The sequence below is a fragment of the Bradyrhizobium sp. 1 genome (assembly GCF_023073315.1).
Classification (GTDB): domain Bacteria; phylum Pseudomonadota; class Alphaproteobacteria; order Rhizobiales; family Xanthobacteraceae; genus Bradyrhizobium.
Window position 1 is genome coordinate 219,187 of sequence record NZ_JADPJH010000033.1, and the last position, 15,142, is coordinate 234,328.

General features: G+C 64.1%; 19 protein-coding genes. 3 read left to right on the forward strand and 16 right to left on the reverse strand.

The features are described from left to right. Positions 1–85: 85 nt before the first annotated feature. Complete coding sequence (locus IVB29_RS26055) at positions 86–1,336, forward strand: DUF763 domain-containing protein (protein ID WP_247506262.1); 1,251 nt, start codon at positions 86–88, stop codon at positions 1,334–1,336. A gap of 35 nt (positions 1,337–1,371) precedes the next feature. Here IVB29_RS26055 and IVB29_RS26060 read toward each other — a convergent pair whose 3' ends face one another. From IVB29_RS26060 to IVB29_RS26090, 7 genes are all read right to left on the reverse strand, one after another. Then, positions 1,372–1,614, reverse strand: coding sequence for a hypothetical protein (locus IVB29_RS26060; protein ID WP_247506263.1), 243 nt, complete (start codon positions 1,612–1,614; stop codon positions 1,372–1,374). Positions 1,615–1,647: 33 nt separating this feature from the next. Beyond that, complete coding sequence (locus IVB29_RS26065) at positions 1,648–1,911, reverse strand: hypothetical protein (RefSeq protein WP_247506264.1); 264 nt, start codon at positions 1,909–1,911, stop codon at positions 1,648–1,650. Beyond that, a complete protein-coding gene (locus tag IVB29_RS26070) occupies positions 1,912–2,145 on the reverse strand; it encodes a hypothetical protein (RefSeq protein WP_247506265.1) in 234 nt (77 codons plus the stop codon). 3 nt (positions 2,146–2,148) lie between these two features. Further along, positions 2,149–2,349 carry a hypothetical protein gene (locus IVB29_RS26075; RefSeq protein ID WP_247506266.1) on the reverse strand — a complete coding sequence of 67 codons (201 nt, stop codon included), beginning with the start codon at positions 2,347–2,349 and terminating at the stop codon, positions 2,149–2,151. Positions 2,350–2,374: 25 nt separating this feature from the next. Then, entirely contained in the window at positions 2,375–2,560 is a 186-nt protein-coding gene (locus tag IVB29_RS26080; protein WP_247506267.1) for a hypothetical protein, read from the reverse strand. 372 nt (positions 2,561–2,932) lie between these two features. Beyond that, positions 2,933–3,256: a hypothetical protein gene (locus IVB29_RS26085; protein WP_247506268.1), complete on the reverse strand. Its 324-nt coding sequence runs from the start codon at positions 3,254–3,256 to the stop codon at positions 2,933–2,935. A 105-nt stretch (positions 3,257–3,361) separates the two neighbouring features. Further along, positions 3,362–4,135 carry a ferredoxin--NADP reductase gene (locus IVB29_RS26090; protein WP_247506269.1) on the reverse strand — a complete coding sequence of 258 codons (774 nt, stop codon included), beginning with the start codon at positions 4,133–4,135 and terminating at the stop codon, positions 3,362–3,364. Positions 4,136–4,290: 155 nt separating this feature from the next. On the opposite strand from IVB29_RS26090, the gene IVB29_RS26095 reads away from it, so the two are divergent. After that, positions 4,291–5,487: an amidohydrolase family protein gene (locus IVB29_RS26095; RefSeq protein WP_247506270.1), complete on the forward strand. Its 1,197-nt coding sequence runs from the start codon at positions 4,291–4,293 to the stop codon at positions 5,485–5,487. Positions 5,488–5,612: 125 nt separating this feature from the next. Further along, positions 5,613–6,302 carry a hypothetical protein gene (locus IVB29_RS26100; protein ID WP_247506271.1) on the forward strand — a complete coding sequence of 230 codons (690 nt, stop codon included), beginning with the start codon at positions 5,613–5,615 and terminating at the stop codon, positions 6,300–6,302. 4 nt (positions 6,303–6,306) lie between these two features. Here the strand turns inward: IVB29_RS26100 and IVB29_RS26105 are convergent, their stop codons facing one another. From IVB29_RS26105 to IVB29_RS26145, 9 genes are all read right to left on the reverse strand, one after another. Continuing rightward, positions 6,307–6,696 (reverse strand): hypothetical protein, encoded by a 390-nt coding sequence (locus tag IVB29_RS26105; RefSeq protein ID WP_247506272.1) that lies wholly within the window; start codon positions 6,694–6,696, stop codon positions 6,307–6,309. 42 nt (positions 6,697–6,738) lie between these two features. Further along, positions 6,739–7,194: a MarR family winged helix-turn-helix transcriptional regulator gene (locus IVB29_RS26110; protein WP_247506273.1), complete on the reverse strand. Its 456-nt coding sequence runs from the start codon at positions 7,192–7,194 to the stop codon at positions 6,739–6,741. A 25-nt stretch (positions 7,195–7,219) separates the two neighbouring features. Next, the gene (locus IVB29_RS26115; protein ID WP_247506274.1) at positions 7,220–7,924 is read right to left on the reverse strand and encodes an ABC transporter ATP-binding protein; all 705 of its coding nucleotides are present in this window, start codon (positions 7,922–7,924) and stop codon (positions 7,220–7,222) included. Beyond that, positions 7,921–8,712, reverse strand: a complete 792-nt coding sequence (locus IVB29_RS26120) for an ABC transporter ATP-binding protein (protein WP_247506275.1) — start codon at positions 8,710–8,712, stop codon at positions 7,921–7,923. Before IVB29_RS26120 ends, IVB29_RS26115 begins: the two co-directional genes overlap by 4 nt. Further along, the gene (locus IVB29_RS26125; RefSeq protein WP_247506276.1) at positions 8,709–10,598 is read right to left on the reverse strand and encodes an ABC transporter permease; all 1,890 of its coding nucleotides are present in this window, start codon (positions 10,596–10,598) and stop codon (positions 8,709–8,711) included. The genes IVB29_RS26120 and IVB29_RS26125 overlap by 4 nt, the downstream gene beginning before the upstream one ends. Before the next feature lie 172 nt (positions 10,599–10,770). After that, the gene (locus IVB29_RS26130; protein ID WP_247506277.1) at positions 10,771–11,973 is read right to left on the reverse strand and encodes an ABC transporter substrate-binding protein; all 1,203 of its coding nucleotides are present in this window, start codon (positions 11,971–11,973) and stop codon (positions 10,771–10,773) included. Positions 11,974–12,041: 68 nt separating this feature from the next. Further along, on the reverse strand, positions 12,042–12,626 hold the full coding sequence (locus IVB29_RS26135; RefSeq protein ID WP_247506278.1) for an amino acid synthesis family protein: 585 nt from the start codon (positions 12,624–12,626) through the stop codon (positions 12,042–12,044). A gap of 15 nt (positions 12,627–12,641) precedes the next feature. Continuing rightward, positions 12,642–13,538, reverse strand: coding sequence for a UPF0280 family protein (locus tag IVB29_RS26140; protein ID WP_247506279.1), 897 nt, complete (start codon positions 13,536–13,538; stop codon positions 12,642–12,644). After that, positions 13,535–14,992, reverse strand: a complete 1,458-nt coding sequence (locus tag IVB29_RS26145; protein ID WP_247506983.1) for a 6-hydroxynicotinate reductase — start codon at positions 14,990–14,992, stop codon at positions 13,535–13,537. The genes IVB29_RS26140 and IVB29_RS26145 overlap by 4 nt, the downstream gene beginning before the upstream one ends. Positions 14,993–15,142 lie beyond the last annotated feature (150 nt).

A 15,142-nucleotide genomic window follows, 5' to 3' on the forward strand; every position in this document is an offset into this window, starting at 1 on the left:
TCCGGCGGGCTTCGCTCCCCCGCTCAATGCAACGCAGCATCCCTCTGGTGCAATCGTCGCTGAATTGCGCTATTTCTGTGCAATCATGACTCGACGGACCGGCAGCGCCGATCTTCCTCTCCACAACGGGCGGGTTCCGCCGTGGCTTGCGAGCCGTATGGCGTCGCTCGGCGCGATCGTCACGCAGGCGATCGTGCACCATTACGGCCGCGATGCGTTTCTCCAGCGTCTCTCGCATCCATTCTGGTTCCAGTCGTTCGGCGCCGTGATGGGGATGGACTGGCACTCCTCCGGCATCACCACCTCCGTGATCGGCGCGCTGAAGCGAGGGCTCGGCCCGCTCCAGGATGAGCTCGGCATCTATGTCTGCGGCGGCCGCGGCCAGCACTCGCGCAAGACGCCGGACGAATTGATGCAGCTCGGTGACCGCGTCGGCTTCGACGGTGTAGCGCTCACGCGCGCCAGCCGCCTGGTCGCAAAGGTTGACAGCGCGGCCGTGCAGGACGGCTTTGATCTCTACCTGCACGGCTTCTTCGTCACCGCCGATGCCAAATGGACTGTGGTGCAGCAGGGCATGAACGGCGATAAGCGGCAGGCCCGCCGCTATCACTGGCATTCCGAATCGCTCAGGAGTTTTGTCGATACGCCGCACAGCGCGATCGACGGCCCGCAGCAGGGCGAGATCGTCAATCTCACCGACCACCGCGCCGATGTCTCGCGCTCCGCGCAGCTCGAGCTGTTGAGCGATCTCGGCCCCGATCGCATCCTCACCGAATTCGAGCGGCTCACCGGGACTGCGCCCGAGCCGGCACAGGGGATGCTGCCGCACCTGATCATGCCCGCGCATCACGATGTCCGGCCCAAGGATGTGTTCGCGCGGCGCCTGCACGGCACGCTGGCCGCGGCCGCCGAGCGCGGGCCCGTCGACTTCCCAGAGTTGCTGCTGACGCCCGGCGTCGGCGCGCGCACCGTGCGCTCGCTGGCCATGGTCGCCGAGGTCGTGCACGGCGCGCCCTATCGCTTCAACGACCCCGCACGCTTCTCGCTCGCCCATGGCGGCAAGGACCGGCATCCCTACCCCGTCCCGATCAAGGTCTATGACGAGACCATCCGCGTGCTGAAGGGCGCGATTCAGAACGCCAAGCTCGGCCGCGACGAAGAGATGCAGGCGATCAGGCGCCTCGACGACCAGGCGCGGCGGCTGGAGCGCACCGCAGATGGGCCGTCTGTCGAGACCTACATCGCTGGCGAGCGCGCCGCCTCACCCGGTCTCGATGGTCGCTCCGTGTTCGGTTGGGAGCGCGATCTTGTGCCGGCAAAAAAGCGGACCGGCTGAACACCGGTCCGCAAGTTGGCGGGAGGAACGTCCCCTCAGGTCTCGTCAGTCCCTAGCTCGTCGTCGAGCCGGTTGGCTGAATGATCCTGATACTGGTCGGTCTGGATGGATTTGCCATCCATACCGCGAATCTCCGAATGCTGTTTCTTGTCGCGGTTGGACAGAACCATGTTGTCGCCGATCATCTCCTTCGGCACGTCGGTCAGTCCGCCGGTGCCGTCGCCCTTGCCGTGCATGCCCGACCTGAAATGCGTCTTGCTGCCATGACCACCTGGCATCCTGTTCTCCTCTTGCTTTGATTCCCGTGAAGCTCAGTGCTTCTGCTGTGCCGGCGTCGGCTTCGGCGGCTTGTGGCCGCTCTGGCCAGAATCGTTGTGCTTGTTATGGTCGCTTTCCTGGTTCAGGCCGCCACGGCTCACCGGGAATTCACTTTGTCGCGCCTCAGGTCGCGCTCCATGGACGGCTGTGTCCTCCGGATTGTGGCCGAGGGCCCGGTCAAGCTCTCGCGCGTCCGGAACATCCGGCTTGCGCTCGAGGATGCGAACCTGTTGCTCGTGAGTCTTCTTGCCTTGCATTTACGGTCTCCGGCCTCGTCGGGGGGCTCCGCTGTGAGCGACGTCCTTGTCGATGCCGCCGGCGGCGTTCACGTCGTTCTCGACGTCGCCTTCGATCGTGTTCTCGCCCAAGGTATCCTCAAGGTCCTCAGGCGAGATGCCGGCCATCGTTGCCCCTTTCGATCCGCCGATCACTGGGTTTTCGCGTAGATCCTTTTCCGTCGGTGCGTACAGCTTCGGTTGCTTGTTGGTCATGTCTCACCTGCCTCCGCCTTTACCGGCTTCGTGATGCCTGTGATGTGAATCGTGCTCGCCGCCCCCGCCGGAGACGCGGCTGTGGTTGCGCTGCGGGTCGTCCGCCGGTGGCTTCTTCACTTCGAGCGGTGCCTTCGCATTCTCATGAGAGGCGCCCGGTCCGCCCTGGCGAATACTGTTCGGCGTCTTGGTGGAAGTCGACATGAAGATGCCCTCCTCGGCGATCTTGTCAGCGATCTTGCTGATAGCCTTGGTTGGTGGTGTTCTGCTTGATGTTGCCCTGCTCCCCCTGCTGGTCCGGATTCTGCGCGCGCTGCTGGCCATGCACGGTCTGGTCTGCGCGCGCCTGCTTGCTGTCGCCGGTTCCCTTCGGGCTTTGGTTCTCGGCGGGAACAGGTGGCATCTTGCCGGTCATGATGCTGTCTCCTGTTGTTGATCTGCGACATGGAGCGCAGGAACTGATCGCGGCTTCCGATGTCGCGATGACAACAAGAGCAACGACACGCCGTTCCTAACGCTCGGGCGCCGTGAAAATTTTTAGAAGTGTAAGTCTCAGCGGGCTGCTGTCCGGGAACGTACAATCATCGATCCAGCTGACGCTGTCGCCCGTGTTCCGTGGGTCGTCCGGCACGACAGGGAGTTTCGCAATCGCACGCCTTCGAGCTCGGCATCACGGCGCACATAACGTGGCTTCGAGAACTGCACTGGCGAGACGAAACGCAAAATTCCTCGACGGCAAGCGCGCCACGGCACGCAGGGGCCGGAACCGGCACGATCAGATGAGTGCCTATCCGCGCCCCGGCGAGCGATGGCCGGGCTTGCGCTGCTGCTGTGTGTAGGCATCCCAATGGCTCCAGCTGCCATTGCTGAGACTTTGCAAGTCGGTGCCGAGCGGACGGCGTGTGCGCTTGTCGTAATCGGCAATCACACGCTCGGACTGCGAGATCTTGCGCTTGAGGTCCCCGATCGTCTTCTGGGTCTGGCCGTCGCGCTTCGAGGACGCGATCTCGCCCATCGTGAAGCGCGCGGTCTCCAGCGCCTTCAACTCGGCGCGGTTCTTCTTCAACTGGACCCGGTGCCAGGCGATGTTGCTGTCGCTGTCCGCAACCATGTGGGAACTCCGCTGATTCGCTCCCACAGTGTATCAAGCGCCGAATCGACGCCGCAACGCCCGCGCGGCGGCGAAAATACGGTCTTGTTGGGCAGGAATGCGCGGTTAGCGCTCGGCAAAAGCCTTTTCGACCACGAACTGGGCCGGCTCGCCGTGATTGCCCTCGACAAAGCCGCGCTCGCCCAAGAGCGAGCGGGTGTCCGCAACCAGCGCCGGGCTGCCGCAGATCATGACGCGGTCGTGCGCCGCTTCCAGCCCCGGCAGGCCGATATCGGAGAACAGCTTGCCCGAGGTGATGAGGTCGGTGATGCGCCCGCGGTTGCGGAAGGGGTCGCGGGTCACGGTCGGGTAGTAGATCAGCTGGTTGCTGATGTACTCGCCGAGCAACTCGTCCTTGGGCAAATGCTCGGTGATCATCTCGCCATAGGCGAGCTCCTTCACATGACGGCAGCCGTGCAGCAGCACGATTTTCTCGAACCGCTCATAGGTCTCGGGGTCCTTGATCACGCTCAGGAACGGCGCGAGGCCGGTGCCGGTGCCGATGAGGTAGAGGTTGCGCCCCTCCTCCAGATTGTCGATCACCAGCGTGCCGGTGGCCTTGCGGCTGACGATGATCTCGTCGCCTTGCTTCAAATGCTGGAGGCGTGAGGTCAGCGGGCCATCGGGCACCTTGATCGAGAAGAATTCGAGGGTGTCCTCGTAATTGGCGCTGGCGACGCTGTAGGCCCGCAGCAGCGGCTTCTCGCCGACCTTGAGCCCGATCATGGTGAACTCGCCGTTGCGGAAACGGAAGGTCGGGCTGCGGGTGGTCTTGAAGGAGAACAGCGTGTCGGTCCAGTGGTGGACGCTCAAAACGCTTTCCTGATTGAAATTGCTCATGTCACCTTCCCTGTCGCGTCAATTGCGGTTCGAGGCGGGCAGCTATGCGTCGTTTGTATACGATCATTCGTATACTAATGAATAATCCCGCTTGCTCCCGCGGTCAAGGCTGCCCAAGATCGCGAGCGTTGCAGTTCAGGATAAGGACCCCTTCCATGGCGCATGACGCACCCCAGGCCACCGGACCCTCGAAGCTCGTGATCCGGAATATCGGCCTGATCCTGTCCGGCGCGCTGGAAAAGCCGATCCTGGACGGCGACACCATCGTCGCCGAGAACGGCAAGATCACCGCGATCGGCCGCTTCAAAGACCTCGACACCGAAGGCGCGACCACCATCGTCGAAGCCAACGGCACCACCGTCGCGCCGGGCCTGATCGACAGCCACGTCCACCCCGTTGCCGGCGACTGGACGCCCCGCCAGAACCAGATCGGCTGGATCGACAGCAACCTTCATGGCGGCGTCACCACCATGATCTCCGCCGGCGAGGTCCACATGCCCGGCCGTCCCCGCGACGTCGTCGGTCTCAAGGCGATGGCGATCTTCGCGCAGCGCGCATTCTGGAATCTGCGGCCCGGCGGCGTAAAAGTTCACGCCGGCGCGCCGGTGATCGAATGCGAGATGGTCGAGGAGGATTTCAAGGAATTGGCCGCAGCCGGCGTCAAGCTGCTCGGCGAAGTGGGCTTGGGCGGCGTCAAGGACGGCCCGACCGCGCGCAAGATGGTGGGCTGGGCGCGCAAATACGGCATCCAGAGCACGATCCACACCGGTGGCCCCTCGATCCCCGGCTCGGGCCTGATCGACAAGGACGTGGTGCTGGAGGCCGACACCGACGTGATCGGCCACATCAACGGCGGCCACACCGCGCTTCCCGACGACCAGATCCGCTGCATCTGCGAGGGCTGCAAGCGCGGCCTCGAGCTCGTGCACAACGGCAATGAACGCTCCGCCCTGTTCACGCTACGCATCGCGCGCGAGATGGGCGATCTGCACCGGGTGATACTGGGCACCGACGCACCCGCCGGCTCCGGCGTGCAGCCGCTCGGCATTCTGCGCATGGTCTCGATGCTGTCCGCACTCGGCGATCTGCCAGCGGAGCTCGCGTTTTGCCTTGCCACCGGCAACACCGCGCGGATGCGCGAGCTCGATTGCGGCCTCATTGAAATGGGCCGCTCCGCCGATTTCGTCATCATGGACAAGGCGCAGCACTCGGCCGGCAAAAACATTCTGGAGAGCGTCCAACTCGGCGACCTCCCCGGCATCGGCATGACCATCATCGACGGCATCGTGCGCACCCAGCGCAGCCGCAATACGCCGCCGGCCGGCAAGGTGCCGGAGGTGGTGGCAAAGTGACGCAGCCGGAGCGGCTGCCCGCTCCGAATGTCTCCCTAGACGCATTGAACAAGTCTGCTGCCTGCTGCGTCTAACGCAGGCAGCCCTCGGCGGCGGCAGTTCATTGCTGGACCATCGAGGAAGACATGAAGAATTCGTCGCGGATTGCCGCCGGCGTCGCTGGCGCGGTGGCGGGCTATATCGCGACCTTTGTGCTGTTCTCCCTGTTCGATTTCGGCAACCGCGCCGACCCGATCACGTCGGGTCTGTTGGCACTGTTCGTCTACTCGCCCATCGGCGCGATCGCCGGCGTGGTCTTTGCCAGCTGGCTGGTGACGCGTTCAGGCAAGGATGCAAGCAATAGCGGCGTCACACGCAACAGCCTGAAGTCACTCGGCATCGTCGCGCTGCTCTGCGTTGCCGCCGCCGCCACTTACATCGGCGTCGCGTACATGACGGCCACGCCTTGGCTCAACCGGAACGGCGCCACTCCCCTGCTCGTATTCGAGGTTCGCTTTCCGGCCGGCGTAGCCGTGCCGACATCAGCGCAAGGCATCACCATCGAATTGCAGACCGACCTCAACACCATGCCGGGCGAAGTGACCCCGGCCGCCTTCTATCGGGATGGCGACCAGCCCGTCATTGCCGGCGAGGTCGAGCTGGCGTTTCGTACCTCGCACCGGCAGCTCGCCGTCACCATTCAGGGCCAGCCGAGCCGGATCTATTCGATCGGACTATCGGCCTGGGCTCCGCACACACCGGAGTTCGGAACGTGGCGGCGACTCAGCGACGGCAGCGAAATCCGCTATCGCGCCAAATGGCTGGGAAAGACGTGAGGAATCAACGCGACTTGGGTATCTCACAGCGCACATAGGCCTGGCGCTTGGCCTGACCGACCGGACCGTTGTCCATCACCAGCCTGCCGTCCGCCGCGATGGACACCCGGGGATTGGAGCGAAACTTCTCGCCCTCGCCTTCGCAGGCAAGCTTCATTTTCCAACCGAGCTTCCCGTCCGCGGTGATCTCGCTGGCCCGGCACCGGGTCTCGTACCAATAGAGACGATTGCCGCCTTCGATGCTCATGCGGTTGGCGCTGTCCTGGTCGCGGCAATCCTTCTTGGTCGACGCCCAGAAGCCCTCATAGCGCTGCGCGGCCCAAGCGGGAACGCCCTCGCCCGCCAGCACCGCACCAAGACCCAAAACAATCGGAAATCGCGTTACCGCTCTCATGCCGGAAACCTCGACAAAACCTTCATCGAGGTTAGTCGCCGGTCACCGCAGCTTGTTCAACAGCGCCATCAGCATCTCGCGCTCCTTGGCGTCGAGCGGCGACAGCGTCTCGCGGGTGATCGCGAGCGCGCTCGGCGCGACCTTCTCCGCAAGCTGCTGGCCGGCGCGCGTCAGGCTGACCAGCAGCCGCCGCCCGTCATCGGGGTCCTGACTGGTCTCGGTCAGGCCTCGCGCCGTCAGCCGGTCGATCACGCCCTTGATGGTCGCGACATCCATCGCCGTGAGGCGTCCGAGCTGGTTCTGCGAACACGCGCCGGTTTCAGCGAGCTTGGACAAGGCCGCCCACTGCGTCGGCGTGATGTTGGTGCCGATGTCGCGGGAGAAGATCGAGCTGTGGCGCTGCCAGACCTGGCGCAGGATGAAGCCGACCTGCTCGTCGAGCACGTAAAGCGGTTTTCCCGGTTTAACGCTCTTCTTCGCCGCAACGCTTCTCGCCATCCGCTCGCTGCCCTTCCCTTTGCCTTCACAACGACAGATGCGCATCGCGGATGTCCGGGCGCGCATCGAGTTCGGCCATGGTGCCGCCGAAGCAGATGCGGCCGCGCTCGATGATATAGGCGCGATCGGAGATCAACCGCGCAAAGTGCAGATTCTGTTCGGAGACGACGATGCTGACGCCCTCCTTCTTCATGGTCAGGATGGCATCGACCATCTGCTCCACGATTTTTGGCGACAGGCCTTCCGAAGGCTCGTCGAGCAGCACCAGCGACGGATTGCCCATCAGCGTGCGCGCGATGGTGAGCATCTGTTGCTCGCCGCCGCTCATGCGGCCGCCCGGGCGGTTCTTCATCTCGCCGAGATTTGGAAACAGCGCGAACAGCTTTTCGCGGGTCCAGTGCGGCGCGTTCGGACGCTTCGGCTGGCGGCCGACTTCGAGATTTTCTTCCACCGTCAAATCAGTGAAGATGCGCCGTTCCTCCGGCACATAGCCGAGCCCATCGCGCACGATCTCGTGCGTCGGACTGGCCGAGACGTCCTTGCCCTCGAACATGATGCGGCCGGAGCGTTGAGCAACAAGACCGACGACCGAGCGGAACGTCGTCGACTTGCCGGCGCCGTTACGGCCCAGAAGCGCCACCACCTCGCCCTCACCGACCTCGAAGCCGATGTCGAACAGGATATGGGCCGGGCCGTAATGACTGTTGAGGTCCTGCACCGTGAGCTTCATGTCGAGGCCCCCTCGCGATGTTCGGCATCGTAAAGCAGGCCCTCGCCGAGATAGACCGCCTGCACTTGCGGATTGCTGCGCACTTCGGCCGGCGAGCCCTCGGCGATCAGCGTTCCCCGATTCAGCACGATGATGCGGTCGGCGTGTTCGAACACGACGTCCATGTCGTGCTCGGTGAAGAGCACGCCGATCGACTTTTCGCGCGCGATGCCCGCGGTCAGCCGCATCAGGTCGACGCGCTCGCGCGGCGCCATGCCAGCGGTCGGCTCGTCCATCAGCAAGAGCTTCGGCTGGTTGGCGAGCGCCACAGCAAGCTCGAGCCGCTTGAGGTCGCCATAGGCGAGCTCGCCGCAGGGGCGGTCCGCATAGCCGCTCATGCCGACCAGCTCGAGCAGACGCCCGGCTTCGCCGCGATTGAAATTCGGTGCCGAGCCGAAGAGATTGAACAGCTGCTTGCCGTGCGAGATCAATGCGACCTGCACATTCTCGCGCACCGTCATGGTGGCGAAGGTCGCCGTGATCTGAAACGTGCGCCCCACTCCCATGCGCCAAATGTCGCGCGGCTTCTTGCCCGTGGTCTCCTCGCCGAGGAGGCGGACATGGCCGGTATCAGGCTTGTTCTGGCCGTTGAGCATGTCGAAGCAGGTGCTCTTGCCCGCGCCGTTCGGACCAATCAGCGCAAGAATCTCGCCGGCGCGCAGCGAGAACGAGACGCCGCGCACGGCATGAATGCCGCCGTAGGATTTGGTCAGGCCTTCAACCGCGAGAAGTGGGGGTGCGACGCTCATTCGGCGGACTCAATCGGCTTGGCAATAAGAGGCGATCCTGGCGGCGATGCCTTCCTGCGCCGCTGCGCCAGCATCTCCAGCATGCCGACGATGCCCTTGGGGAAGACGACGACGATCAACACGATGAAACCGCCGAGCACGAGCTTCGACAAATCGGTCTGGCTGACCAGCCAGATGTTGAGAGCCTTGTAGACGATGGCGCCGATCACTCCGCCCGACACCGTCTCGACACCGCCGAGCAGCACCATGACCAGCGCATCGACCGACAGCGAGATGCCGAGATTGTCGGGGAAGACGCTGCCCTTGAGATAAGCGAACAGCGCGCCGCCGATGCCGGCGGTTGTGCCCGCGATCACGAAGGCCGTCCACTGGATGCGCTTGGCATTGATGCCGACCGCTTCAGTGCGCAGGAGCGAGTCGCGCGTCGCCCGAAGTGCGTAGCCGAACGGCGAGAACACCATGACCCGCAGCGCAATGGTGACCAGCGCTGCGACGCCGAGCGCCAGCCAGTAGAAATGCGACGGGCTCGCCGCCCATTTCTCCGGCCAGACACCGAGTATGCCGTTGTCGCCACCTGTCACGCTCACCCACTGGAACGCGATCGACCAGACGATCTGCGCGAAAGCAAGCGTCAGCATGGCAAAATAGACGCCGGAGAGCTGCACGGCAAAGAAGCCGAACACCGCAGCGCCCATGCAGCCGAGCAGCGGCCCGAGCAGGAGACAGACGATCATCGGCAGCCCCGCCATCTTGGCGAGGAAGGCGACGCCATAGGCGCCGAGCCCGAAATAGGCGGCGTGGCCGAAGGACGCGAGCCCGCCCACCGACATCAGGAAATGCAGGCTGACGGCGAAGATGACGAAGATCGCGATCTCCGAGCCGACGGTCAGCGCGTAATTGCCGGCGAACAGCGGCAGCGTCGCTGCGACGACCAACGCTGCCAGCGCGGCCAGCCGCTCATTCGACGTCAGCGGCCGCCAGGGATTGACGGTGAGACCCGGCGTCTTGCGCGCGGCCGCCTCCGGTTTGCCGAACAGGCCCCAGGGCCGCACGATCAGCACGGCCGCCATCACCAGGAAGACGAGGATGATGGAGATTTTCGGAAAGATGAGAATGCCGAACGCGTTCAGCTCCGAGACCAGCACGGCCGCGACGAAGGCGCCGACGATGCTGCCGAGGCCGCCGATCACGACGACGACGAAGACCTCGACGATGATGCGCAAATCCATGGCGTGATGCACGGCATCGCGCGGGATCTGGAGCGCGCCGCCGAGGGCTGCGAGGAAGACGCCGACCGCGAACACGCTCGTGAACAGCCATTTCTGATTGACGCCGAGCGCTGCGACCATGTCGCGGTCCTGCGTCGCCGCGCGCACCAGCACGCCCCAGCGCGTGCGCTGGAACAGCAGCCAGAGAATGCCGAGCACGACGGGGCTGAGCACGATCAGGAACAGATCATAGCTCGGGATGTTCTGGCCGAAGAAATCGACCGCACCCTTGAAGCCCGGCGCGCGGCGGCCGACGAGATCGTCAGGGCCCCAGATCAGCACCACGAGATCCTCGACCATCAAGGTCAGGCCAAAGGTGCCGAGCAGCTGAAACAATTCGGGGGCGTGATAGATGCGCCGGAGCAGCACCATCTCGACGAGCACGCCAATCAGCGCCACGGCAAGGGCTGCGACAACGACGCCGCCCCAGAAGCCGAACGCGCCGGAGAAACGCTCCGTCAGCGTGAAAGCGATGTAGGCGCCGATCATGTAGAAGGCGCCATGCGCGAAATTCACGATCCGCGTCACGCCGAAGATGATCGACAGGCCCGAGGCCACCAGGAACAGCGACGCTGCGCTGGCGAGACCGGTCAGAAACTGTACGACATAAAAGGCCATCGGCGGTCCGGGTTGGTGTTTGAGTCACCTCGCCCCGCTTGCGGGGAGAGGTCGAATTGCGAAGCAATTCGGGTGAGGGGGAGCCTCCGCGAGTCGTCTCTCACCTCCCTCGGGGAGGCTCCCCCTCACCCCAACCCTCTCCCCGCAAGCGGGGAGAGGGAGAAGCAAGAGGTCAATCCTTCGGACGCAGCTTCTCGACTTCGGCGTCGCTGGGCAGATAGTCCGAGCCCTTCTTGTAAACTGCATCCACCATCACGCCTTTGCCGTCTTTCTGCGCGGTCTTGCCGACATAGGCGCCGAGCGTCGACTGGTGGTCGATCTTGCGGAAGGTAATCTCGCCGAACGGCGACGGCATGGAGATGCCTTCGGCCGCCGCGATCATCTTGTCGGTATCGGTCGAGCCGGCCTTGGCGATGATCGCCGCCGCCGACTTGATGGTCTGGTAGCCGACGATCGAGCCGAGGCGCGGATAGTCGTTGTACTTGGCCTGATAGGCCTTCAGGAACGCATCATGCTCGGGCGTTTTGATCGAGTACCAGGGATAACCGGTGACGATCCAGCCCTCGGGCGTCTCGTCCTTGAGCGGATCGAGATATTCGGGCTCGCCGGTCAGGAAGGACACGACCTCGCGCCCCTTGAACACGCCGCGGGTGTTGCCTTCGCGTACGAGCTTGACGAGGTCAGGACCGAACGTGACGTTGAGGATCGCTTCGGGATTGGCGGCGGCAACCGCCTGCACCACCGGGCCCGCATCGATCTTGCCCTGCGGCGGCCACTGCTCGTCGACCCACTGGATGTCGGGGCGCTTCTCCGACATCAGTTTCTTGAACACGGCAACTGCCGACTGGCCGTATTCATAGTTCGGCGCGATCGTCGCCCAGCGCTTGGCCGGCAGCTTGCTGGCGGCTTCCACCAACATCGCGGCCTGCATGTAGTTGGAGGGGCGCAGGCGGAACGTATACTTGTTGCCCTTCGACCAGGTCACGGCGTCCGTCAGCGGCTCGGCCGCGAGGAAAAACACCTTCTTCTGGTTGGCGAAGTCGCTGACGGCGAGACCGATGTTCGACAGGAACGTGCCGGTCAGCATCGCAACGCCTTCGCTGGAGACCAGCTCATTGGCCGCGGTCTGCGCATCCGCCGGCTTGCCGCCGTCGTCCTTGGAGACGACCACGAGCTTCTTGCCGTTGATGCCGCCGGCCGCGTTGATCTCTTCGACCGCGAGCTGCCAGCCCTTTCGATAAGGCTCGGTGAACGCCGGCAGCAGCGAATAGCTGTTGATCTCGCCGATCTTGATCTCCTGCGCCACGGCCGAATGAGCCATGCCGCCCGCCAGAAGCGCAAAGGCCGCGCCGATGAAATAATTTCTTGCTCGCATCCCAACCTCCAGTTTTGAACTCGCCAAGTCTTCTATTCTCGCCAAGTCTTCTATTCTCTCCAAGTCTTCTATTTCAAACCGTCTTCGCCCTTGATCTCGGCAACCGTGAGCCCCCCGACGCGCGGCAGCGGACGGCCGCTGTCGGTGACGGCGACCGCGACCATGATCTCGTTGGCGCGCGGCGCATCGTTGATCTGCACTTCCATGCCGTCGAAATGGCTACGCACGAAGGCGGCGTCCTTGTGCCCGAGCGGAATATCGAGCGACGTGCCGGGGCCGCTGCGCTTCTTCGACGACGGGATCAGCGCCGCGCCCTTGCCCAGAACCTTGCGCACCGGCGCACCCATCTTGGGATGAAGGATCGCGGCCGCGTGCTCCAGCTCGCCGTTCTCGCCGACGGCCGCCGCCTTGCCATAGCTCTGCGCCTTCGCGCCATCGATGCCGAGCGCCGCCACTGCGCGCTTCGACAGCAGCTCGCCAAGCTCCTCGCCGATCGCGATCAGCGGCGAGAGATCCTCGACATATTTTCCGGCAAAGGGATTTTCGATGACGGCGATCGCAGCCGCGCGCCGGGTCGGCGGCGAAACCTGGCGCCCCATCTCCATCTGCGTCTCTTCGACGACGGTGACGATCTTGCGAATGATCGCGCTCATATTTCGCTTCCCTGCTCAGACATGAACCGCATTCTCCAGCACAGCCGGGCGCGGTCGTTGCCGTTCGATATCTTTCGGTCCAACGACGAGCATATCACCACAAAGCTGCAACACGGCACCCTCGATCAATCCACGATCGAACAATTGCAGTGCACATTCCGCGCCAGATTCCAGCGCGGCGGCGATCTCGTTCTGCGACAATTCACCGACATCACGCGTAACAAGGCGCGCGCCGAGATCGCTGTCGGGTTGAAGCTCGTTTGCGGGTTGGCGGATGATGGCGGGGTGTCCGGGCAGATCGACGGCGTTGGCGATCACAGTCGCCGCCGCATCGGCCTGCGAGGCCGTTGCCGCGAGCACCGTCACGGCGTCCGCAATCCCGAGCGAAAAGCTGCGGCCATGGCGGCCGCTGGTCGCGATGCCGCGCGTGGGATCGTTGGCATCAACCTTCATCGTCCGCATCACACCGTCACGATCGGGCCGATCCATCAGACCGACCGAAAAATGCTGGCCCTTACCGAGATGAAGCGCAATATCGCCGCCATTGTTCACATAGACGCGGTCGAGCGACGCGGCGTCGAGCATCGCGCCAAGAACTTCCTCGGCCACACTGCCGGCGACCGCGGCCATCGGCGTAATGAAGCCATCGGTGGCATAGGGCGCGACGGCGGCGTGCATCCGACGCGCAACCACACCCTTCAACGACGACCGCTCCTTGGCGGCGGTCCGCAGTTGCGGCAGCTCCGCGCAGAGTTCGTCGAGCAGTCCGGTGAAACGGCGGGCCGCTGCTGCATAGGCTGCTCGCACTTCGTGTGCACGCCCCCTCGCCTCGACAATCAGATCGATCGGTCCATCCTGCAAATGCAGCCGCCGGCCATCAGACAGCAACGCGATCTGCGGGAGCCTCGTCATGCCCGAGGTCCGGGAATCGGGTTCTGCCAGGGCAATTGGCGGACGTCGTCGCCGTTCTGCACTTCGGACAGCGGCTTCACGTAATCCATATGACCGCCGAGCGCCGCATAATCCGACAGCTTCATCGTAAACTCGATCGGCGCGACCAGCGCCGGTGTCGGCACATAGCCGAACGCGCCTGATGGCATCTGCGTCACGTCGACCATGTAGGTGATGCCGCCGCCCGGCCAGACATAGACCGGCGCACCGCCGCTGGTGACGCGCGTGAGTGCGTCCTTCACCGAACGCGTCAATCGCACCGGATTGTCAGTGACACCCGCGCGCAGCGAGCCGCCGGCGCCAGCCATGAACAGCACCGTGCACAGCGCCGGCTCGCAATTCTCCTGGATACGCTCGACCGAAAACCTCAGGTCGGCGGGCATCTCGGTCTCGACCGGCTTCAAGGCCTCGTCGAGCACGTAATACGACGAATGCTCGCCGGTCGTGGAGACCATCAGCATCGAGAGGCCGACCCTGGCCTCCTTCGCGTCGAACGGTCCAAGGATCGCGAGCGGATCGGAGATGTTGGTGCCGCCCCAGCCCGTGCCGGGATCGGCAACCTGGAAATAGCGGCCGGGCGTCGAACGCCGGCCCTTCATCTTGATGCCGGTGTCGGCGATGTCGAGCAGTTTTCCGGCCTGGTGCTCGCTGAGCACGCCGGTGATGTGGTCATCGACCACCACGACCTCATCGACCTTGCCATGCCACTGCTTGGCGAACATGCCGATCGTCGCCGAGCCGCAGCCGACGCGCATGCGCTCTTCTTTCACGCCGTTGACGACCGGCGGCTGGCCGGCCTGCACCATCACGCTCGCGCCGCCGTCGATGGTCAGCTCCACCGCCTTGCAATTGGCGAGGTCCATCAGCGTGTCGCAGGTGACGCGGCCCTCCTTCTTGGAGCCGCCGGTCAGATGGTGCACGCCGCCAAGCGACAGCATCTGCGAGCCGTATTCGCTGGTGGTGACGTGACCCACCGCCTCGCCCTGCGCGCGCACGGTCGCGGTTTCCGGGCCGAGATAGCGGTCGGTGTCGATCTTCACCTTGATTCCGCAATAGGAGAAGATGCCCTCGGTGACGACGGTCACCATGTCGACACCGTCGATCTCGGACGACACGATGAAGGGCGCCGGCTTGTAATCGGGATAAGTCGTGCCCGCACCGATCGCGGTGACGAAAGTCGAGGGCTCGTGGACGATCTTGCCGTCCCAGTCTTCCGTGCGGCTGAATGGCACCAGCTTGCCGCCATGCGACACCGTGCGCTCCAGGATTACATGCGGATCGACGCGGACCAGCTTGCCGTCGTGATTGGCATAGCGGTCGCAGGCACCCGCCGCGCCCGGCTTGATGTAGCACATCACCGGACAGGCATCGCAACGGATCTTGTCGATGGCAGAGCTCGTTGTTTCCATCACCATGCCAGAGCCAGCGGACACCGCGGTTATCGTTCGTATACGAACAATGTTGCGCGCGGTCCCGGAGACTGTCAAGCGGCGGTGCGGCGCAAAAGATGCGGCTGCCGCATAAAGCCTCATTTGCCTATCCGCTTTGTCCACAAAGCGGGCAGT

Coding starts and splice junctions, on each gene's coding strand:
- IVB29_RS26055 (WP_247506262.1), top strand. CDS start 86: ATGACTCGACGGACCGGCAGCGCCGATCTTCCTCTCCACAACGGGCGG.
- IVB29_RS26060 (WP_247506263.1), bottom strand. CDS start 1,614: ATGCCAGGTGGTCATGGCAGCAAGACGCATTTCAGGTCGGGCATGCAC.
- IVB29_RS26065 (WP_247506264.1), bottom strand. CDS start 1,911: ATGCAAGGCAAGAAGACTCACGAGCAACAGGTTCGCATCCTCGAGCGC.
- IVB29_RS26070 (WP_247506265.1), bottom strand. CDS start 2,145: ATGACCAACAAGCAACCGAAGCTGTACGCACCGACGGAAAAGGATCTA.
- IVB29_RS26075 (WP_247506266.1), bottom strand. CDS start 2,349: ATGTCGACTTCCACCAAGACGCCGAACAGTATTCGCCAGGGCGGACCG.
- IVB29_RS26080 (WP_247506267.1), bottom strand. CDS start 2,560: ATGACCGGCAAGATGCCACCTGTTCCCGCCGAGAACCAAAGCCCGAAG.
- IVB29_RS26085 (WP_247506268.1), bottom strand. CDS start 3,256: ATGGTTGCGGACAGCGACAGCAACATCGCCTGGCACCGGGTCCAGTTG.
- IVB29_RS26090 (WP_247506269.1), bottom strand. CDS start 4,135: ATGAGCAATTTCAATCAGGAAAGCGTTTTGAGCGTCCACCACTGGACC.
- IVB29_RS26095 (WP_247506270.1), top strand. CDS start 4,291: ATGGCGCATGACGCACCCCAGGCCACCGGACCCTCGAAGCTCGTGATC.
- IVB29_RS26100 (WP_247506271.1), top strand. CDS start 5,613: ATGAAGAATTCGTCGCGGATTGCCGCCGGCGTCGCTGGCGCGGTGGCG.
- IVB29_RS26105 (WP_247506272.1), bottom strand. CDS start 6,696: ATGAGAGCGGTAACGCGATTTCCGATTGTTTTGGGTCTTGGTGCGGTG.
- IVB29_RS26110 (WP_247506273.1), bottom strand. CDS start 7,194: ATGGCGAGAAGCGTTGCGGCGAAGAAGAGCGTTAAACCGGGAAAACCG.
- IVB29_RS26115 (WP_247506274.1), bottom strand. CDS start 7,924: ATGAAGCTCACGGTGCAGGACCTCAACAGTCATTACGGCCCGGCCCAT.
- IVB29_RS26120 (WP_247506275.1), bottom strand. CDS start 8,712: ATGAGCGTCGCACCCCCACTTCTCGCGGTTGAAGGCCTGACCAAATCC.
- IVB29_RS26125 (WP_247506276.1), bottom strand. CDS start 10,598: ATGGCCTTTTATGTCGTACAGTTTCTGACCGGTCTCGCCAGCGCAGCG.
- IVB29_RS26130 (WP_247506277.1), bottom strand. CDS start 11,973: ATGCGAGCAAGAAATTATTTCATCGGCGCGGCCTTTGCGCTTCTGGCG.
- IVB29_RS26135 (WP_247506278.1), bottom strand. CDS start 12,626: ATGAGCGCGATCATTCGCAAGATCGTCACCGTCGTCGAAGAGACGCAG.
- IVB29_RS26140 (WP_247506279.1), bottom strand. CDS start 13,538: ATGACGAGGCTCCCGCAGATCGCGTTGCTGTCTGATGGCCGGCGGCTG.
- IVB29_RS26145 (WP_247506983.1), bottom strand. CDS start 14,992: ATGGTGATGGAAACAACGAGCTCTGCCATCGACAAGATCCGTTGCGAT.